The sequence below is a fragment of the Mesorhizobium sp. WSM4817 genome (genome assembly GCF_055811135.1).
Genome location: NZ_JBVVQQ010000010.1, coordinates 1 through 15971 on the forward strand (window position 1 = coordinate 1; position 15971 = coordinate 15971).

Consider the following 15971-nt stretch of genomic DNA (forward strand, 5'->3'; position numbering starts at 1 on the left):
CTGAGGATCGGCGACAAAACCGTAGATGGACACGAACGCGGCAAGCGCGGGAAAGAGGGCAAGGAGCAGATAGAATGCGGCCCCGGCCGCGATCAGCATAACACGGTCCTCGTTTACTTCAGCAAAGACCCGCCACAGCACGTCTTTCCAGCCACGGCTGGGGATCTCTGACGGCCATTCGGCATTGCGTCCGCGGCCCTGCCGTCTGGCCCGCCGCTCAAGCTGCACTTGATCTTCGTAAGCGTCGTCGGTTGTTTTTTTCGACATGGCTGCCGGTCCGGAGCATCTTCTTCGCGGCCAAACGTATGAAAGCGCCAAAGGATGCAGGTGCAGACCTGCGCTCACAAATAAACATCCAGCGACTGCAGAACACTGCGCCATCCACATGCGACGAGTTTATTTAATAGCAACACTGCCCTGCCCAGGACCTCAGTGGCTTGTTCGAGCGACCAATGAGAATAATCAGCTTTCTACCATCTCAGCCAATCGTGGTGGTCGGCTGATTGCGTTTTAACTTTGGCGCGGCCGGCCGGCGGGGATTCTGGGCGTGGGCGGTCGGGAGCTGGTGCCTCTTGGCGTCCAGCCGCTCCAGCATGCAACCGACGATAGCCTGAAAGCCGGGCTCCATGGCCTCTTGGCAATCGATCTCCCGATCCGCGTATTCGCCCTGTCGTCTTGGCGGTCTGATCATTCAGGCTTCCTCATAGATATCCCTCGCCGTCGGACTCGCGTCGCCGGATCAAGCCAGGCGGCGCGCCCTCACTATCCAAAGCGAAGCCCATTCGCCTCCTGTGTCTTTCAACCAGCTCGCGGTCGCATTCGGGCACGCAGCGGTCGCTGCAACCGACATTCACAACTACCTGTGCGAAAGCGACGGCGAGCGCCCACCGCGCGGTTGACCCGCAGACATCACCGCTGGACGTTGTTCCTTGGTCTTCCCCAGCGCGCCAATTCGAAAAACGACCGGACGTCTATTTCGCCGTGGGCATTGTTGGCCGCCAGGAGCAACCGGATCGGAGGTCAGGCGGTGTCACGATTGGCGGGAGGCATCGTTCTCGCAGAGAGTTCTTTTAGGTGGAAGGGCTGGTCTCGCCGCCGGCGACTTTGGCGAGCAGCATCCCCAAGGTCAGGCGCGCTCGTTCATGGCTGCGCCGACAAAATATTCTCAAGAAGCTCGACAGATAGAGACGCCAAGTATCAGAGCATGATGCGATCCCTCGATAGCGAAATGCCTGGCGGAGCGGGAAGTGAATTGAACCAGGGGTTGACCCCACGAAGTCAGAGTGACGTGCAGCGAGACGTCTCAAGGGAACCTTTCCGGCGTTGTGCGCTTGTTGAGCATGCGTTTCACAACCCCGTGAGCGACAACAAAAAATGCTGGAACCAAAAGGAAATCCGCCATGGCGAAAGAAAAGACATTGGATGATCTCTTCCTCGATACGCTCAAAGATATCTATTACGCGGAAAAGAAGATCCTGAAGGCGCTTCCCAAGATGGCGCGCGCCGCCTCATCGGCCGATCTGAAGGCAGCCTTCGAGAAGCACAAGGACGAAACCGACGGTCATGTCGAGCGCCTGCAGCAGGTTTTCGAGCTCCTTGGCAAGCGGGCACAGGGCAAGACGTGTCCCGCGATCGACGGCATCATCGAGGAGGGCGAGGAGATTATGGAGGAGTTCAAGGGAACTCCCGCACTGGACGCCGGTCTGATCTCCGCTGCCCAGGCTGTCGAGCACTACGAGATCACCCGCTATGGCACGCTGAAACGCTGGGCCGAGGTTTTGGGCATGAGCGACGCCGCCAAGCTGATCGAACAGACGCTCGGCGAAGAGTCTATGACAGACGAGGCGCTCACCGGATTGGCGGACGCCTCGGCCAACGAAATGGCCAAGGCCGCCTGATCACACACCAGCCACCCCAACTGTGTTGGGGTGGCTATTTTAGTTCCAACATCCGTCTTTCGATAGGAGGCAATCATGGGTCGCGGCATTCTACTCTGGCTGCTCGGAGTTCCTATTGAGATCGTCATCCTTCTCGCGCTGTTCATGCGGTAGGAGGAATCCATGGCATCAACCATCCTGGCGACCGACGGCGCCGCGCCGGTCGAGTCCTCGTCATCCGCAGTCAACTGGGACCGATCATCGCCGGCGCCTTCGCTGCCTCGACCCTGACGTTCATCCTGATGCTTCTCGGGTCCGGCCTCGGGCTCACGATGGTGTCTCCATGGTCCAACGAAAGCGCCAGCGTCACCACCTTCGCTGTGTCCACTGCGATCTGGCTGGTCATCGTGCAATGGTTGTCATCCGGGCTCGGGGGTTACCTGACCGGGCGCCTTCGCACCAAATGGGTCGGCATTCATACGGACGAGACGTTCTTCCGGGATACCGCGCACGGATTCATGGCCTGGGCGCTGGCGACGCTTCTGGTCGTGCTCGTGCTCGGTTCGGCGCTGTCCGCGGCAATCGGCACCGGCGTCAAGGCGGCCTCGACAGTGGCCTCGCGAGCAGCAATGGGTGCCTCGGCAGGGGGCGACCGCAAACGGCGGGAACGACGGAGGCAGCGGCGCGGCGTCGTATTTCGTCGATGCGCTGTTCCGTCCGAACGATCCTTCCAGGCTGGCGGCGCCGGGCGCGGAGGGCGATGCGACAGCAGCCGCACAAGCCTCCCGCATCCTCATTACGAAAGCGGCGGCCGGCGAAGTCTCGGCCGACGACAAGACTTATCTGGGCCATCTCGTGGCCGCTCGCACTGGCTTGTCGCAAGCGGATGCTACTGCCCGGGTTGATGCGGTGCTTGCTCAGGTCGAGGCGGCCAAAGTCCAAGCACAGGAAGCAGCCGACACAGCTAGAAAAGCCGGCGCCAGCTTCGCGCTGGTTGGCGCGCTTTCTCTCATGATCGGTGCGTTCATCGCCAGCGCAGCGGCAGCGTTAGGCGGCAAGCAGCGCGACGACGAAGAAGACGCGCTCCATCTCACAGCCAGTCGAAGCTGAAGACGTCTACTCCAGGCCGACCGAGAGGATCGGCCGGACTCCATTCTCCCGCCGCGCTCCCTTGTTTTTGTGCAACGCAGCAACGATATTGCTGCACGTGCGTTGCACGGATGGCCGTCCATTCCGGGCGTCACAACAGGGACGGCTCCATTGCGAAAAATCTCTGACACTATCGCCCGCCTTGCCGCGCTGCAGGCGCGACATGCCGCACATCCCGCCGACCTCGGTGCGTCAGACCACCTCCGGACGCTGGCCGACTTCGGTATCAATCCTGGCGGGTTGGAAGCGAAGTTCCACATTCCCAATGACCTATCCAAGGGCACCCCGCTCGTCGTCGTGCTGCATGGCTGCACCCAGAACGCGGCCGGCTATGACCATCATTCCGGCTGGTCCCAACTCGCCGACGAGGCTGGCTTCGCGCTGCTCTTTCCCGAACAGCAACGCGGCAACAATCCGAACCTCTGTTTCAACTGGTTCCAGCCTGGCGACACCAAGCGTGGTTCGGGCGAGGCGCTTTCGATTCGCCAGATGATCGAGACGATGGTCGTCACCCACGGTCTCGACCGAAGGCGAATCTTCATCACCGGCCTCTCGGCCGGAGGCGCAATGGCAGCGGCCATGCTGGCGACCTATCCGGAAGTGTTTGCCGGCGGTGCGTTAATTGCCGGCCTGCCCTACGGCAGCGCAACGACAATCCCGGAGGCCTTCGATCGCATGCGCGGCCACGGCGGTCCTTCGGAACAGGATCTGCAACGGGCCCTCCGCGGCGCATCGGATCATCGGGGACCGTGGCCGAGGATTTCGATTTGGCACGGTGCCGCTGACCACACGGTTTCGCCTTCCAACGCGGAAGCGATCGCAGGCCAGTGGCGGGGAGTCCACCGGCTTGAGAAAGCGCCGACGCGTCGGGAAGCTGCCGGACCGCACGCAAAGCAGGTCTGGCGTAACGGGGCGGGAGATGCCTTGATCGAAATCAACATGATCGCCGGGATGGGCCACGGCACGCCGCTCGGCAACGGCCTCGGCGCTCCGGGACCTTATATGCTTGATGTCGGCATCGCCTCCACACGCGAGATCGCGCAGTTTTGGGGGATCGCGGCAACCGAGGATAGCGCCTCCCGGAAATCGAGGCCGCAATTGCCCGCCAGCCAACGGCAACTACCCCAGTCACCGGCGCCAAGTATACAAAATGCGAAGACGAAGCCCCCGCAGCCGACTGCCATCCATCAATCGCGCCAGCCCGGCGTGAAGAAGATCATTGAAGATGCCCTGCGGGCGGCGGGCCTGATGCGCTAGGCGGACGGCGCGAATCGCTCGCCGACTGTCTCGCCGGCCCGCGAAGGTCAAGCGGCTCCGACCAGGCAAGGGAACGCGTCGTTCTTTGGAATCGGTGACCGCTTTCCATTGAGCGGTCGCCATGCACCTCGTCCAGATCCTGCTTCCCCGCGCGGACAACACCGGTCGCCCATTTGGCCGGGAAGATTTCGACCGTGTGAAGGAAGACCTGGCCAGCCGTTTCCACGGCGTCACAGCCTACCTGCAGGCGCCCGCGGAAGGTCAGTGGCAGGATGGCGAGCAGTCCAGCACAGATGAAATCGTCATCTTCGAAGTGATGGTGGATGATGGCGCAAACGGCGCGCCGAGCTAGAACGGCGGTTCCGGCAGGACACGGTGATCGCCCGCTACATGCCAATGGCGCTCGTATAGAGCGCCGATATCATGCCATCAACGTTTATCCGCAAGACCGAGTACGATCCGGAGACAAGGGTTCTCTCGGTGTGGTTCGTCGCGAGCGGCACGCGTTATGACTACGAGGCTGTGCCGCCGGAGACCTATGCGGCGTTCCGAAACGCCTTCATAAAGGGCCGGTTCTTCAACGACCACTTTCGCGACCGTTGCCGGCACCGCCCCACTGCCGAAGCATAGCGAGCGTTGCCTGCACGCGGAGACTCATGCGCCGGTTTCGGAGTTTGACGCGCCGGCTGGCTTTGATTCCGGGGAGCCCTTGTGGCGTAGGAAAATCGACAGCAGGACCAGGACGGCCGTCGACATGAATTCCGACTGCCAGTTCTGAAAGGACTCGAACCATAGCTGGGCGTCGAGAAGATAGTCTCCCAGGGATTGAACCTCGCCGCCGTGCCGAAGCGCCTCCTCGTTCGCGGCCGCCAGGCTCGCCCACCAATGCAAGGCAAATGAGATGATGAACAGCAGGGCCAGCGCCAAGCCCAGCGAGTATGAATAGAGCCACGACAGGATCGGGTTGCGCCTGCGGGTGGCGGTCGGAAGTTCGTCCTCGGGCCGGTTGGGATCATCGGGATCACGAGACTCGGCGGAACCGCGCTGGAACAGCATTGCAGTCAGCATGACATAGGCCGACATCTGCAGGAATTCGCTTTCCCAGTTCTCGAACAGCGCCGAGAGGAAGTCGCCGCTCGCAAGATAGGAGAGCAGCCCAATCGATGCCGAACCGTGGTTCTGAAGCTCTTCATTGTAGGCCGTATGACCCGACCAGATCATGCCAATTACACTGAACAAGAACATCGCCAGCAGGGCGATCGTCAGTCCATTGTCCCGGAAAAAACTTTTCATGGTCGTCTCCCTCGGCAGCTCCGGCTAACGCCAGTTCTCCAGAACCTCTTCGATCATCACCGCCTCGACTTGCTCGCTGAAGCGAGAGCGGTAGAGCTCCAACAGTGCCTCATGCGTCTGGTCAACCGAACTGCAGATGGCATCGGTCGCAAGGACGACACGAAAACCACGGTCGATGGCGCCGAGGACCGTGGCAAGCACGCAGACGTCGGTTTCGCCGCCGGTGATGACCAGCGTGTCGATCCCTGACCCATTGAGCATCGCGTCGAGCCGGCCTTCAGTCCACGGCGAATAGACATGCTTGTCGAGCGTTTTTGCCGGCGGCACGAACCGCGCCAGAGAAGGCATCAGATCGACGAGGCCGGCATCGATGTTGGCAAGGGTGACCTCGGCCCAACGCTGATAATACCGCGCCCACATGCCCGGTCCTTCGCCAGGCCGAGCGGCCGGAACAAAACGTGTGAACAGCGTTTGCTGCGGATGTCTTGCGGTCAATTGCTCGATGACCGGCAGCACGTTTTGCGCCCACGGCACGGCCCAAGGCCCGCCCGGCGCGAACAGGCGCTGCATGTCAACGCAAAGATGTAGGGAATTCTCACCAAGCGGACCGTGTACCAGGCCTAGGGCGGCCATGATCAGCCGCGGCCGCGGTGGGGTGATGCATAGTCTCTATCTGAGCGCGGGCGTAGCCCGGGAGGTCCCGCCGTAGCCTCGCATCTCTGCCAATCCGCCTTTAGCCGTTGCCGGTTCATGGTCTTGTCAGGCGGGCCGCTTGCGCCTCCTGCACGTCGATGGCGTACAGCAGTTCGCCGTTCTCGTCGCGCAGGCGCACGAGCCAACCTGAAGATCGTCCGTGCCCGGCTGAAGGTCGACCAGAAGATCGATAGCGCATCGAACCGCTTCCTCCCGCGCAGCCTCTAAACTTGGCATCCTGGAGGGAAGAACCTGACGGCCGCGTCCGCCGATACTCGAAGATATGGAGCCCGCCGTTTTCGTCATTCGCCGCTGTGACGGCGATTTCGTCAAAATTGCCATTGCTTCGGGCATCATAGTCGTTCACAGCCAAATCGAAGGTCGCGATCTGGACCAGGACCGCCTTCGCTCGATTGATAGCGGCCTCGTTGTTTCCGCCGTCAACGCGTGCCAGGTCGACGGCAACGCAGTCACCGCCTTCGCCGCAGAAGATCACGCGCAGGATGGGCTGTCCGGTCGGGGCGGTTGCCTGGTAACTTCGGTTCGAATGATCTGCATGAGAAACTCCGTCACCATCGCTAGAGTTTGACGGCCATTTCCCGCCTCCAGAGACGCAGCTTGCGGCAGCCCTCGATAAAACCGGTAATCGCCTTGGGATCATCGAGACCAATCATGCCTTCATCGGCTTCCGGATCGACGCCGGCCTTCTGCAGCAGCGGGACGGCGCCCGACGTGAAGCCGATGAATTTGCAATGAGCAAAAGCGTCGGCAACGAAATCGCGCGCGGCGGCCTCGCCCGTCAGGCGCTCCGCTCCTTCCTCGGAGAGGATCAGCGCTACTGCGTCGAACAGGACCGATGGCCCGCCGTCGATCATGTGCTTTGCAGCGATGAGACTTCCATCCGCCGCCTCGACGCCGCCCACCTTGGGCGCTATGACCTCCATCACTGCGCCTTCCTTCTCGATCGCTGCCTGGAGGTTCTTCAGCAGCGCTGCATCGGCGCCGGGACTGACAAGCACACCGACCTTGCGGCCAGCAAAACTGTGAGGCCCGTTCCGGATGATGCTGAGCGCCGGCGATGGTTCGAGATCGTCCCTCGGCGCGACCGCCGCATCCGCGGGCTTGGGCAATTGCTTCATGCCAAGCTTGTCAGCGACAGTTTCTGCCAAGCCTTCATCAATGTTGAGGAGATGCGACACCATGCGCTCGCGGATAACCGTTGTCTCGACCTTGGAGAGCTCGAAGGACAGCGCCATGGCGATATGCTTCTGCTCAGGCGCGGTCTGACTGTTGAAGAACTGTCGCGCCTGGCTGTAGTGGTCGGCGAAGCTCTCTGCGCGCAGACGGACTTTCTGGCCTTCCTCGGCCTCGGCGAACGACCGGAAACCGTGCTGCGGCGATTCCCGCGGGCCTTCGCCGAATGAATTCGGCTGGTAGTCCACGCGGCCGACCGGATTGCGCATCGCCATGAGGCCATCCTGCTGGAAGTGGTGGAACGGGCATTTGGGTGCGTTGATCGGGATATGGGTGAAATTGGGGCTGCCGAGACGCTTCAGTTGCGTGTCCAGGTAGGAGAAGTTTCGACCCTGCAGCAGGGGATCGTTGGAAAAGTCGACGCCGGGCGGTACGTTCTGCGTCATGAACGCGACCTGCTCGGTTTCGGCGAAGAAATTGTCGGGCATACGATCGAGCACCAAGCGGCCGACCGGGACCGGCGCGAGGATTTCTTCCGGAATGATCTTGGTCGGATCCAGAACGTCGAAGTCAAAACTGTCCGCGAAGTCCTGATCGAAGAGCTGGAGGTTGAGCTCCCATTCCGGGAAATCACCAGACTGGATGGCATTCCAAAGGTCGCGTCGATGAAAATCGGGGTCAGCGCCGTTGATCTTGACCGCTTCGTTCCAAACGACCGACTGCATGCCGAGCTTCGGTTTCCAGATGAATTTGACGAAGGTGGATTCGTCCTTCGCATTGACCAGCCGGAACGTGTGAACGCCGAATCCCTGCATGAACCGGAAGGACCGAGGTATCGCCCGATCCGACATGACCCACATGACCATATGCATCGATTCGGGCGTCAGGCTGATGAAGTCCCAGAAATTGTCGTGTGCCGATTGCGCCTGCGGGAAGGCACGATCAGGCTCCGGCTTCACTGAATGAATGACGTCGGGAAACTTGATTGCGTCCTGAATAAAGAAAACTGGGATGTTGTTGCCGACGAGATCCCAATTGCCTTCGTTGGTGTAGAATTTGACGGCGAACCCACGCACGTCCCGCGCCAGGTCGAACGAGCCCTTCGAACCGGCCACCGTGGAGAACCGCACGAAGGCCGGCGTCTTCTCGCCGGCACGCTGGAAGATATCCGCGCGGGTGTAAGCCGCTAGCGATTCATAGGTCTCGAAGAAGCCGTGCGCGCCATAGCCGCGTGCATGCACGACGCGCTCGGGAATGCGCTCGTGATCGAAATGAAAAATCTTCTCACGGAAGTGGAAGTCTTCGATTAGTGACGGTCCGCGCTGGCCAATCCTTAAAGTATTCTGGTCATCGGCCACTGGGCCGCCTTGGGCGGTCGTCAGGATCTCGCTGTCGCCTTCGACGATCTGGTGAAGCTCGCCTCCGTTCCCCCGCACGAGCTTTTGATCATGGATCGTCGCGGGCTTGCCCGACGACTGTCTGGTTGTCTTGGCCATGCTTGAATTCCTTGAAAAGGAGGGGGCGGCTTCAGGTCTCCCTCAATGCTGGGACACCCACTTAAGTTCCTGGTGGGTGTCACGTGGCCCGCATTTCGAAGAATAGCACTCGGCTGCCGGAACATCGGGCCCGCGCTCCGCCAGAGGCGCGGGCTTTTTCGTTGTCTGGGGGAACACGATCTCGCGACGATCGTTCGGGTCGCCAACAGAGCGCATACCGTCAGATCGAGGACAGGAAATGCGGGAAAGACAAGGGCTTACCCCATCAAGAAAAATACAATAGGCAGGAGCGCACGTCGGATGCTGCAAGGGCATTAACAGACATTGAGCGCGCAGCACGAGATGCAAAGACTGCTCGGCTGCGAGAGCAACGACTTAAGGCTGAAACCGCTCCTCCTGCTGCATTGGTAGCGAAACCGAAGAAAAACCGACAAGGCAACAACTACGTAGTCACCCGGGATCGGCGGATTTCGTGTTCCGTTGTGAGCGTCCTTTTTAAGCGTTCTCCGACATTGTCAAAGGTAAGCAGGTGGCCGTCGAGCGCAGGAAGGTGCGGGCATGAAGGTCTGCGCCGTTTCCTAAGCCGCCGAAGCCAGAACCCGCTCCAGGGGCCACGCCTGAGATTTCCAACGGTGGTCAAGCTGGTGACGGCTCGGCATGTCATCGACCTCGTGGCCCGCATACATGGCTGCACGTATGCCATGCACGGCTGCACGTATGCCGTGATGAGAGGACCGTCGCGTCAGTATAGTATCGTGGCAACGCGAGACGCGGCCATGTGCGCCGTGATGGTGCTGAAGCCGAGCTTGCCTAGGGGGCAGATAGGGTTGCTGTTCAATCGTGATCCGTCGACGGTGCAACATGCGCTCAGGAAGCGGGGATGCTTTGACCGACCCGCGCGTCCAAGCCCTATGTGATGAGCTCGGCATCAAGATTGTCGACCGGCATCGCTATCCGGAGCCGGGAGAGGCGCGCGCGGATCGAGACGCTGGCTCGCATCATACGCCGGCACGGGGAAGGGCACTTGCGCCTGGTGCTTTCGACCTTGGCCGAGACCGACAACAACAAGGGCCAACTAGACGAGGTTCCATTTTGGGCCGCATCCGACATGGTGCGGGCGTGCCCTGAGATACTCGAGCGCCGCGCCGGCGACTGGCTGACGATGTGGGATGTTTGCCCGCTCGGCGAGCTGCAGTTCATTGCCCAGGATCTGCGCGGCCTCGTGCCACTAATATTTGCATTCGTCGGTATGCTATACGAGCGGGTGGTCAAGGCATTTGGCCCGCGAGCATCCAGCCGGATTTGTTCGATGACCGCAGGAGAAATTCGGCATGAGTAACGTCGTATCGCTTCATGGCGACAAGCGCTGGAAAGCTGTTCTCGTCTACGACCACCAGAACGGCCCCATCACGATCGAGCACTTTTTGGAAGAAATTTCCGAGCTCCATAACGTCATTGAACACGGCCCGGACTGGAACACCCTGATTACGTGCACGGTGACAATCAACCGGACGGACGGCGGCGAGGAGCAGAACAGCCAGGAAAAAGAGGCGCGCCATGAACATCGGTGAAATCGCGGAGCGCTTCATCCGCGCGGCCGAGATCGACAACCAGATCACTTTCGCAGTACCCTCGATCGTCTCCGCCATGACGGACACACTCGTCATCGACGGCGTCGAGTTGGTCATGAAGGACCTACGGCCGATCCCGCCGGCCGGCCCGCCGGTCGCGTATATCGCTTTCGTGGCGGGTTAGCCGCGGAGCGATATCCCAGAAAAGAGCGACGCCAGCGACGACCGCATGTGAGACTTGGCAACAGCGATGTCCCCTTCGAAACCGGAAAAATCGATCTCCATATGATCGAACGTGGACAGTGCCCGCTCTTCCATGTCAGCCAATGCCCGATCTGGGTCATCCGATTGCTCAGCAACCATTGATGCAATTGCCATGAGTGCGATGCGAAGCACCACAAGCTCCGTCGAATGATGGGCCAAGACATCCATACCAGTCTCCTTTTAAGGTCCGGAACGAATGCTCAAACGCCTATTCCCCCGTGATCGTTTCGAACAGCTTGTCTCGACCTATGAGCCGATGCTGCGGACCGCGTTTTTCGAGGCGATCGACGACATCCGCTCCAACATCGTTCTGCGCCGTGTGGTGGAGAGCTTGGAGCGCGGCGACGTCAAGGACGCCATTGCAGCCATGAACCTCGACGAGGCCGCGTTTCGGCCGCTGGAAGAAGCCATCCGGCAGGCCTACAACGGCGGCGGTGTCGCCACGGTCGAACAGATGCCGGCGCTGCGCGATCCGAGCGGCCTTCAGGTCGTTCTTCGTTGTGATGCGCGCAATCTTACGGCTGAGACCTGGTTGCGCGAGCACTCGGCGCAACTGGTCACCAACGAGGGCCGCATTGGAGGTAGTAGGCCGCGTCAACAGGGTGACTGGCCGCGGAGAAGGTAGGGTGATCGGGCTCACCACAGTTCAGAGCGACTATGTTGCCCGAGCCCGCGATGAACTGCTTTCCGGCGAGCCCGACCAGTTGCGGGCCTATCTGAATCGGAAGCGACGCGACAAACGTTTCAACCGCACGATCACAACTGCGATCCGAGATGGTAAACCAATCCCTACCAACCTGGTGGCGCGGATCATTGGCCGATATTCCGACAGCCTTTTGAAGCTCCGCGCCGACACGATTGGACTGCACGAGACGTTTGCCGCGCTTGGAGCTTCGAAAGACATCGCATTTCAGCAGGCGATCGCCAAGGGCGCGGTGAGGGCGGAATCCATCACGAAGGGCTGGAAACACACGCCGCAGGATCATCCTCGCGTTCAGAGGGTGGTCGATGCCGATAATTCTCGCTTGGACCGGTTCATAGTCATCGTCTTCGTCCGCCATCGTCCCTCCGTATCGGACAGCGGCGCTCGGAATTCACAACGATGCAACCACTGCCTTGTCTTCGCGTTTAGCCGCCTTCAATCCTGGCGAGCGACAAAGATGCCGGCGTTTATTCCGATTACAATCTCCCTGAATGACAGATCGATGCTGATTGCGTCGATCCCCGATGCTGAGACGGCGCTTCAGCAACCATGGCCATTCATGGACAAGCCATCCCGACTTGAAGCAATTCGAATGATCGAGGAATGCCTGGCTGGACACTGCACCCAACAAGCCGCGTTCGATGCCTTCAAGGCGGCCGCAAGTGAACAGGGGCTTCTTAAGCGAAAGCCTCCAAGCATAGGCCTCAGGAAATTCGACGGGGTTGCCGAAGACCTGCTGTGAGGTGATGCTGCCTCGCGACCTTAAACCGTTGACAGGCCTCCTGAGCGGACTTGGTCAGCCGCACGGACCACCCGCCAAATCGAGGAATGGCGGGTGGTCCTTTATCAGCGCAGGAAGGGACTTAACTTAGCTGCGCAGATATCAGTTCGTCGCTCCGTCCAATCGTCAAGTCCGCGATCCCTAACTAACGATTATTCCAATCGCAAGGAATGTGATCGAAACTGTGAAGACTGGAGCGAGTAACCAGCGAGCTTGGTGGACACTATTTTCCATGGGCTCCTTCCCGTGAACTTGCAGGGATCAACGACTATGCGCAGCGGCGGTTCCGGGTGGCGCTATGTCCGGCCTATTATGCCAAAACAGGCGAGACCTAGGTCTTGTCGCGCATCAGCCTTGAGGGACTTTTGGGGAACAAATGCAGCTGGCTGGGGTTTGTTAAGTCTGGCGCGAAGACGCGTTCAGCGGAACAGAGCTACACAAAGGAGGCACTTATGAGAATGCATCTTTCCACTGCAGCCGCGGGATTTCTGCTGCTGGCGGGCCTCGGTGCCGCTGCCGCTCAGGACGTAGTCATCGAGCCTGAACAGGAGACGGTCATTAGGGAATACGTCAAAAAGCAGCCGCTCGCATCGGTGAAAATCCCTGGAGTGGAGCTCAATATCGGCTCAACCCTGCCCCAGACTGTCGAACTTCATGAAGTCCCCAACACCAAATACCGCACCGTTGTCGTCGACAACCGGACCGTTGTCGTTGACCCAGGCACACGCAAGATCATCAAGATCATCGAATGACGTAAGCGACTGGGAAGACCGCCCGCCGTGCCGAAAGGGTGCGGCGGGCTTTTCTCTTTTCTGGAGGAACGCGATCTGGGGACAATGGTTCGGGTTGCCAACAAGGCGCCGTATCGCCGGATGAGGACAAGCCCGTGCCTTCGTTGTTGGTCCGATTGCCCCAGCGCTACGACACAGAGAAGACACCTTTAGATAAGACTAAGCCAGCAGGCCATTATTGAGGATGCTCTTATGAACCCGACCGAATTGCAGGCGATTAGCGATACGCTGATGCGGGTAGTGACGCCAGAGATGACACCAAAACAGCTCCTAAAGGCTGCAAAAAAGGAGCATCCGGACGCGTCAAAAAAGGACATCGCTCGCGCTGCGTTCTTCTCGATCATTGCGAACGCTGACCAAGCCATTGGCAAATCGAGGAACTTGCAGGCTTTTGCGTTGGCAGAGCGGACACAACAATCTGATTAAGATTGATGGTCGACATGCGTGGCCCTGTTGGTCAAAATTTAACGCTTGGTACCCGGAGTGCTTTCGTCCGAAAGCGACCAGAAGCCGACGTTTACTGTTCTGCCTCCTATAACCCTGCGAGGGCATGGGCAGAAGCCGAGACGGCGAAGACTGTCGAGATCAGCTTGGATTGCCAATGCCGCATATCGAAGAGCGCGAACTGTGCAGCCAAGCGAATGGCCCAGAAAGCGGCTCCGAAAAACAGAAGTGGCGGCCAAATTAGCCCCCGGTACCAAAGCCAAAGCAATGTTGCGCCGTAAGACACAAAGGTGAACGTCAGCATGACATTCAGAGTTTGAGTGATTGCTGCGTTTAGGTTGCCCGAACCCTTCAGCCGGGCCGGCCATCCGAAAAGCCCCCAAAATCCTAGATGGAAGGCGGCGAAGGCAAGATCGAGCACAGCAGCGAGCATCAGCATGCGGAAACAATACCGCTAGAAACGTCCGCTCTCCACCCCGACACAGGGACACTCTGGCAATCGCCGGTATGGGTACCAAGCGTTGGATTTTGACCACTAGGTCCCAAACATTCCCCCCTAACGGAACCATTCCGTGACCTGCGAGTTGCGGCTCGGGCGGGGTTGGGACATGCAGACATGGCAAAGCGTGACGCCGCGGGCCATAAGACCCTTGCCGATGCCGTTCGCGAATTGATCGGCACCGAAGACAATCGTCGTAACGTACATAAGCTGCTTGGGCTGGAGGTCGAACCAGAACTGCCGCCAACTCTAGCTTCATTGCTTGAGGCGATTGGTAAGGCTGGTCGGGACGAAACCCCCTAGCTGCATGGGTCATCTGGCCGACCTTTAAATTGCCGTGCTGGGAACCAACGGGGCCACAATTCCGCGCCGAACCAAGGCGTGAACGTCATGCCGTCCACCTCGATAAGCAAAACGGAATACGATCCGGATCGTAGGACCCTCTCGGTGTGGTTCGTGGCCAGCGGCAAATGCTACCAGTTTGAGGATGTGCCGCCGGAGACCTTCGCCGAGTTCCGAGCCGCATTCGCCAAGCGCCGCTTCTTCAACGAGCGCATCCGCAATCGATTCCGGTACCGCCTGGTCGGGACCGCCAACAATTCTGGATGACCCCAGCCGTGTGCGAAAGCCAACTCACCTATCCATCGAGCTTCAACGGCTCATGGTCGGGGAGATAATGATGCAGCACCTCGCCAAGGTTTCGCTTGTCGAACCTTTGGCCACACACGGGGCAGAACTCGAAATGCTCTGCTTCGTCCTTTGCAGGCGGCCCGTGGCGCTTGCCCTTGATCCGGTTGCGGGGTTGTTGGTTCTATCTCGGCCCACGTTGATTGTCCCGAACTGTGATAGGGACGGCCCGACAGCCGCTGCGGGGTAGGCAACCGACCGTCGGGCCTAACCGGCGGGGTGTGGGCGTGTCCTCCGGCTGGGACGAATAATAAGCCGTTTCATGCATAATTGCTAATTTAGCAAATGATCATGATCCGTTCCCCTAGCCACCAGATAGGACGGGCCTAGACTCGATTCCGTGCGTAAACGAGTGAGTGCCGGTGCTGGCCGGCTAGAGTTCATTCCTCCGATGATGCCAACATTGGTGGCCAAGCCGCCTCAAGGCGATGACTGGATGCATGAAGCCAAATTCGACGGCTACCGCTCCCAAATCATCATCGGCGCCGGCGGTGTGCGGATCTTCACCCGCCGCGGACTCGACTGGACCTCCAAATACCGCGATCTGGTCGAGGCAGCCAAAGGTCTCAACGTACAGAACGCCATCATCGACGGCGAAGTCGTCGTCTTAAATGACGCTGGCCTTTCGGATTTTGCCGCGCCGCGCAAGGCAATCACGAGCGCCAGCACGACCTCTATTTCGTCGCGTTCGATCTGCTGCATCTTAACGGCCACGACTTGCGCGACATGGCACTTGAGGATCGGCGGGAAATCCTGGCTGGCCTTATTGGGTCTGATAGTCGAATCCAGTTCAGCGAGACGATGCCAGGCGAGGCTAATGCGATCATCTGATCGACGCTACCGGCCCGGAGGGGATGGTCTCGAAGCGTCGAGACAGCAAATATCGCAGCGGTCCGACCACCAATTGGCTGAAACCAAGTCCTTCACCGAAAGCGAATTCGAGCTTCTCGGAGTTGAACGCGAGAGGGGCAAGGCGGCGTTTGCTCTGATGGCCGAGCCGGGGACTCGCAGGTATGTCGGCAGTGCGTTTGTGAGCGTCAACCGCGAGATGCGGGAGCGGTTGTGGAAGCGCGTGCAGGAACATGCCGGGCCACCGCCCAAGGATATGCCAAAGCGGCCGGCAACGCAGTGGGTCAAGCCGGGGCATCAAGGCCCGCGTGAAGCATCTAAGGTGCGAGGAGGATCTTCGGCACGCATCGCTGCAGGATTTCCGGGAAGAGGATTGAAGGCCGCGCCAGATTGAGCGAGGCCGGACTCGCGAAATTCGCAATA

Annotated in this window: 21 protein-coding genes and 2 pseudogenes; 15 read left to right on the forward strand and 8 right to left on the reverse strand. The window is 59.8% G+C overall.

All coding sequences use genetic code 11. The annotated features are described in order from the left end of the window. Together AC0L2K_RS15300 and AC0L2K_RS15305 are read right to left on the reverse strand one after the other, a co-directional pair. Positions 1-267 (reverse strand): annotated as a pseudogene (locus AC0L2K_RS15300) (hypothetical protein); the annotation flags it as partial. Between the two features lie 211 nt (positions 268-478). Next, complete coding sequence (locus tag AC0L2K_RS15305; protein WP_023803175.1) at positions 479-691, reverse strand: hypothetical protein; 213 nt, start codon at positions 689-691, stop codon at positions 479-481. A 709-nt stretch (positions 692-1400) separates the two neighbouring features. Here AC0L2K_RS15305 and AC0L2K_RS15310 point away from each other — a divergent pair. The 5 genes and pseudogenes from AC0L2K_RS15310 (at position 1401) to AC0L2K_RS15330 (ending at position 4913) form a co-directional block, all read left to right on the forward strand. Next, positions 1401-1898: a YciE/YciF ferroxidase family protein gene (locus AC0L2K_RS15310; protein ID WP_027153941.1), complete on the forward strand. Its 498-nt coding sequence runs from the start codon at positions 1401-1403 to the stop codon at positions 1896-1898. A gap of 162 nt (positions 1899-2060) precedes the next feature. Then, positions 2061-2987, forward strand: a pseudogene (locus AC0L2K_RS15315) (hypothetical protein). Between the two features lie 150 nt (positions 2988-3137). Further along, the gene (locus AC0L2K_RS15320; protein WP_473531819.1) at positions 3138-4283 is read left to right on the forward strand and encodes an extracellular catalytic domain type 1 short-chain-length polyhydroxyalkanoate depolymerase; all 1146 of its coding nucleotides are present in this window, start codon (positions 3138-3140) and stop codon (positions 4281-4283) included. Between the two features lie 121 nt (positions 4284-4404). After that, positions 4405-4635 (forward strand): hypothetical protein, encoded by a 231-nt coding sequence (locus tag AC0L2K_RS15325; protein ID WP_473531713.1) that lies wholly within the window; start codon positions 4405-4407, stop codon positions 4633-4635. Between the two features lie 71 nt (positions 4636-4706). Beyond that, positions 4707-4913 (forward strand): KTSC domain-containing protein, encoded by a 207-nt coding sequence (locus tag AC0L2K_RS15330; protein ID WP_473531714.1) that lies wholly within the window; start codon positions 4707-4709, stop codon positions 4911-4913. A 24-nt stretch (positions 4914-4937) separates the two neighbouring features. Here AC0L2K_RS15330 and AC0L2K_RS15335 read toward each other — a convergent pair whose 3' ends face one another. The 4 genes from AC0L2K_RS15335 to katE form a co-directional block, all read right to left on the reverse strand. Beyond that, on the reverse strand, positions 4938-5576 hold the full coding sequence (locus AC0L2K_RS15335) for a DUF6766 family protein (protein ID WP_023803170.1): 639 nt from the start codon (positions 5574-5576) through the stop codon (positions 4938-4940). A gap of 24 nt (positions 5577-5600) precedes the next feature. After that, complete coding sequence (locus tag AC0L2K_RS15340) at positions 5601-6209, reverse strand: cysteine hydrolase family protein (RefSeq protein ID WP_128248427.1); 609 nt, start codon at positions 6207-6209, stop codon at positions 5601-5603. A 115-nt stretch (positions 6210-6324) separates the two neighbouring features. After that, on the reverse strand, positions 6325-6765 hold the full coding sequence (locus AC0L2K_RS15345; protein ID WP_473531715.1) for a hypothetical protein: 441 nt from the start codon (positions 6763-6765) through the stop codon (positions 6325-6327). Positions 6766-6847: 82 nt separating this feature from the next. After that, positions 6848-8959, reverse strand: a complete 2112-nt coding sequence (katE, locus tag AC0L2K_RS15350; protein WP_473531716.1) for a catalase — start codon at positions 8957-8959, stop codon at positions 6848-6850. A 1024-nt stretch (positions 8960-9983) separates the two neighbouring features. Between katE and AC0L2K_RS15355 the strand changes: the two genes are divergently transcribed. From AC0L2K_RS15355 to AC0L2K_RS15365, 3 genes are read left to right on the forward strand one after another with little or no spacing between them, the layout of a single operon-like run. Continuing rightward, positions 9984-10298, forward strand: coding sequence for a hypothetical protein (locus AC0L2K_RS15355; RefSeq protein ID WP_473531717.1), 315 nt, complete (start codon positions 9984-9986; stop codon positions 10296-10298). Further along, the gene (locus tag AC0L2K_RS15360) at positions 10291-10530 is read left to right on the forward strand and encodes a hypothetical protein (protein ID WP_023803165.1); all 240 of its coding nucleotides are present in this window, start codon (positions 10291-10293) and stop codon (positions 10528-10530) included. Before AC0L2K_RS15355 ends, AC0L2K_RS15360 begins: the two co-directional genes overlap by 8 nt. After that, the gene (locus tag AC0L2K_RS15365; RefSeq protein ID WP_473531718.1) at positions 10517-10714 is read left to right on the forward strand and encodes a hypothetical protein; all 198 of its coding nucleotides are present in this window, start codon (positions 10517-10519) and stop codon (positions 10712-10714) included. Before AC0L2K_RS15360 ends, AC0L2K_RS15365 begins: the two co-directional genes overlap by 14 nt. Here the strand turns inward: AC0L2K_RS15365 and AC0L2K_RS15370 are convergent. Further along, positions 10711-10962 (reverse strand): hypothetical protein, encoded by a 252-nt coding sequence (locus AC0L2K_RS15370; protein ID WP_023803162.1) that lies wholly within the window; start codon positions 10960-10962, stop codon positions 10711-10713. The two genes, AC0L2K_RS15365 and AC0L2K_RS15370, sit on opposite strands and share 4 nt — an antisense overlap. A 28-nt stretch (positions 10963-10990) precedes the next feature. On the opposite strand from AC0L2K_RS15370, the gene AC0L2K_RS15375 reads away from it, so the two are divergent. The 4 genes from AC0L2K_RS15375 to AC0L2K_RS15390 all read left to right on the forward strand — a co-directional run bounded on the left by AC0L2K_RS15375 (position 10991) and on the right by AC0L2K_RS15390 (position 13495). Beyond that, entirely contained in the window at positions 10991-11419 is a 429-nt protein-coding gene (locus AC0L2K_RS15375) for a patatin-like phospholipase domain-containing protein (protein WP_473531719.1), read from the forward strand. 1 nt (position 11420) lies between these two features. Then, positions 11421-12239, forward strand: coding sequence for a DUF982 domain-containing protein (locus tag AC0L2K_RS15380; protein WP_473531720.1), 819 nt, complete (start codon positions 11421-11423; stop codon positions 12237-12239). A 491-nt stretch (positions 12240-12730) separates the two neighbouring features. After that, a complete protein-coding gene (locus AC0L2K_RS15385) occupies positions 12731-13030 on the forward strand; it encodes a DUF1236 domain-containing protein (protein WP_473531721.1) in 300 nt (99 codons plus the stop codon). 231 nt (positions 13031-13261) lie between these two features. Next, complete coding sequence (locus AC0L2K_RS15390) at positions 13262-13495, forward strand: hypothetical protein (RefSeq protein WP_023803160.1); 234 nt, start codon at positions 13262-13264, stop codon at positions 13493-13495. Between the two features lie 106 nt (positions 13496-13601). Here the strand turns inward: AC0L2K_RS15390 and AC0L2K_RS15395 are convergent, their stop codons facing one another. After that, complete coding sequence (locus tag AC0L2K_RS15395) at positions 13602-13952, reverse strand: hypothetical protein (protein ID WP_473531722.1); 351 nt, start codon at positions 13950-13952, stop codon at positions 13602-13604. Positions 13953-14129: 177 nt separating this feature from the next. Between AC0L2K_RS15395 and AC0L2K_RS15400 the strand changes: the two genes are divergently transcribed. The 3 genes from AC0L2K_RS15400 (at position 14130) to AC0L2K_RS15410 (ending at position 15942) form a co-directional block, all read left to right on the forward strand. Next, positions 14130-14315: a hypothetical protein gene (locus tag AC0L2K_RS15400; RefSeq protein ID WP_128170739.1), complete on the forward strand. Its 186-nt coding sequence runs from the start codon at positions 14130-14132 to the stop codon at positions 14313-14315. A gap of 87 nt (positions 14316-14402) precedes the next feature. Further along, a complete protein-coding gene (locus AC0L2K_RS15405; RefSeq protein WP_473531820.1) occupies positions 14403-14621 on the forward strand; it encodes a KTSC domain-containing protein in 219 nt (72 codons plus the stop codon). Between the two features lie 514 nt (positions 14622-15135). After that, positions 15136-15942 (forward strand): ATP-dependent DNA ligase, encoded by an 807-nt coding sequence (locus tag AC0L2K_RS15410; protein WP_473531723.1) that lies wholly within the window; start codon positions 15136-15138, stop codon positions 15940-15942. The last annotated feature ends 29 nt before the right edge of the window (positions 15943-15971 follow it).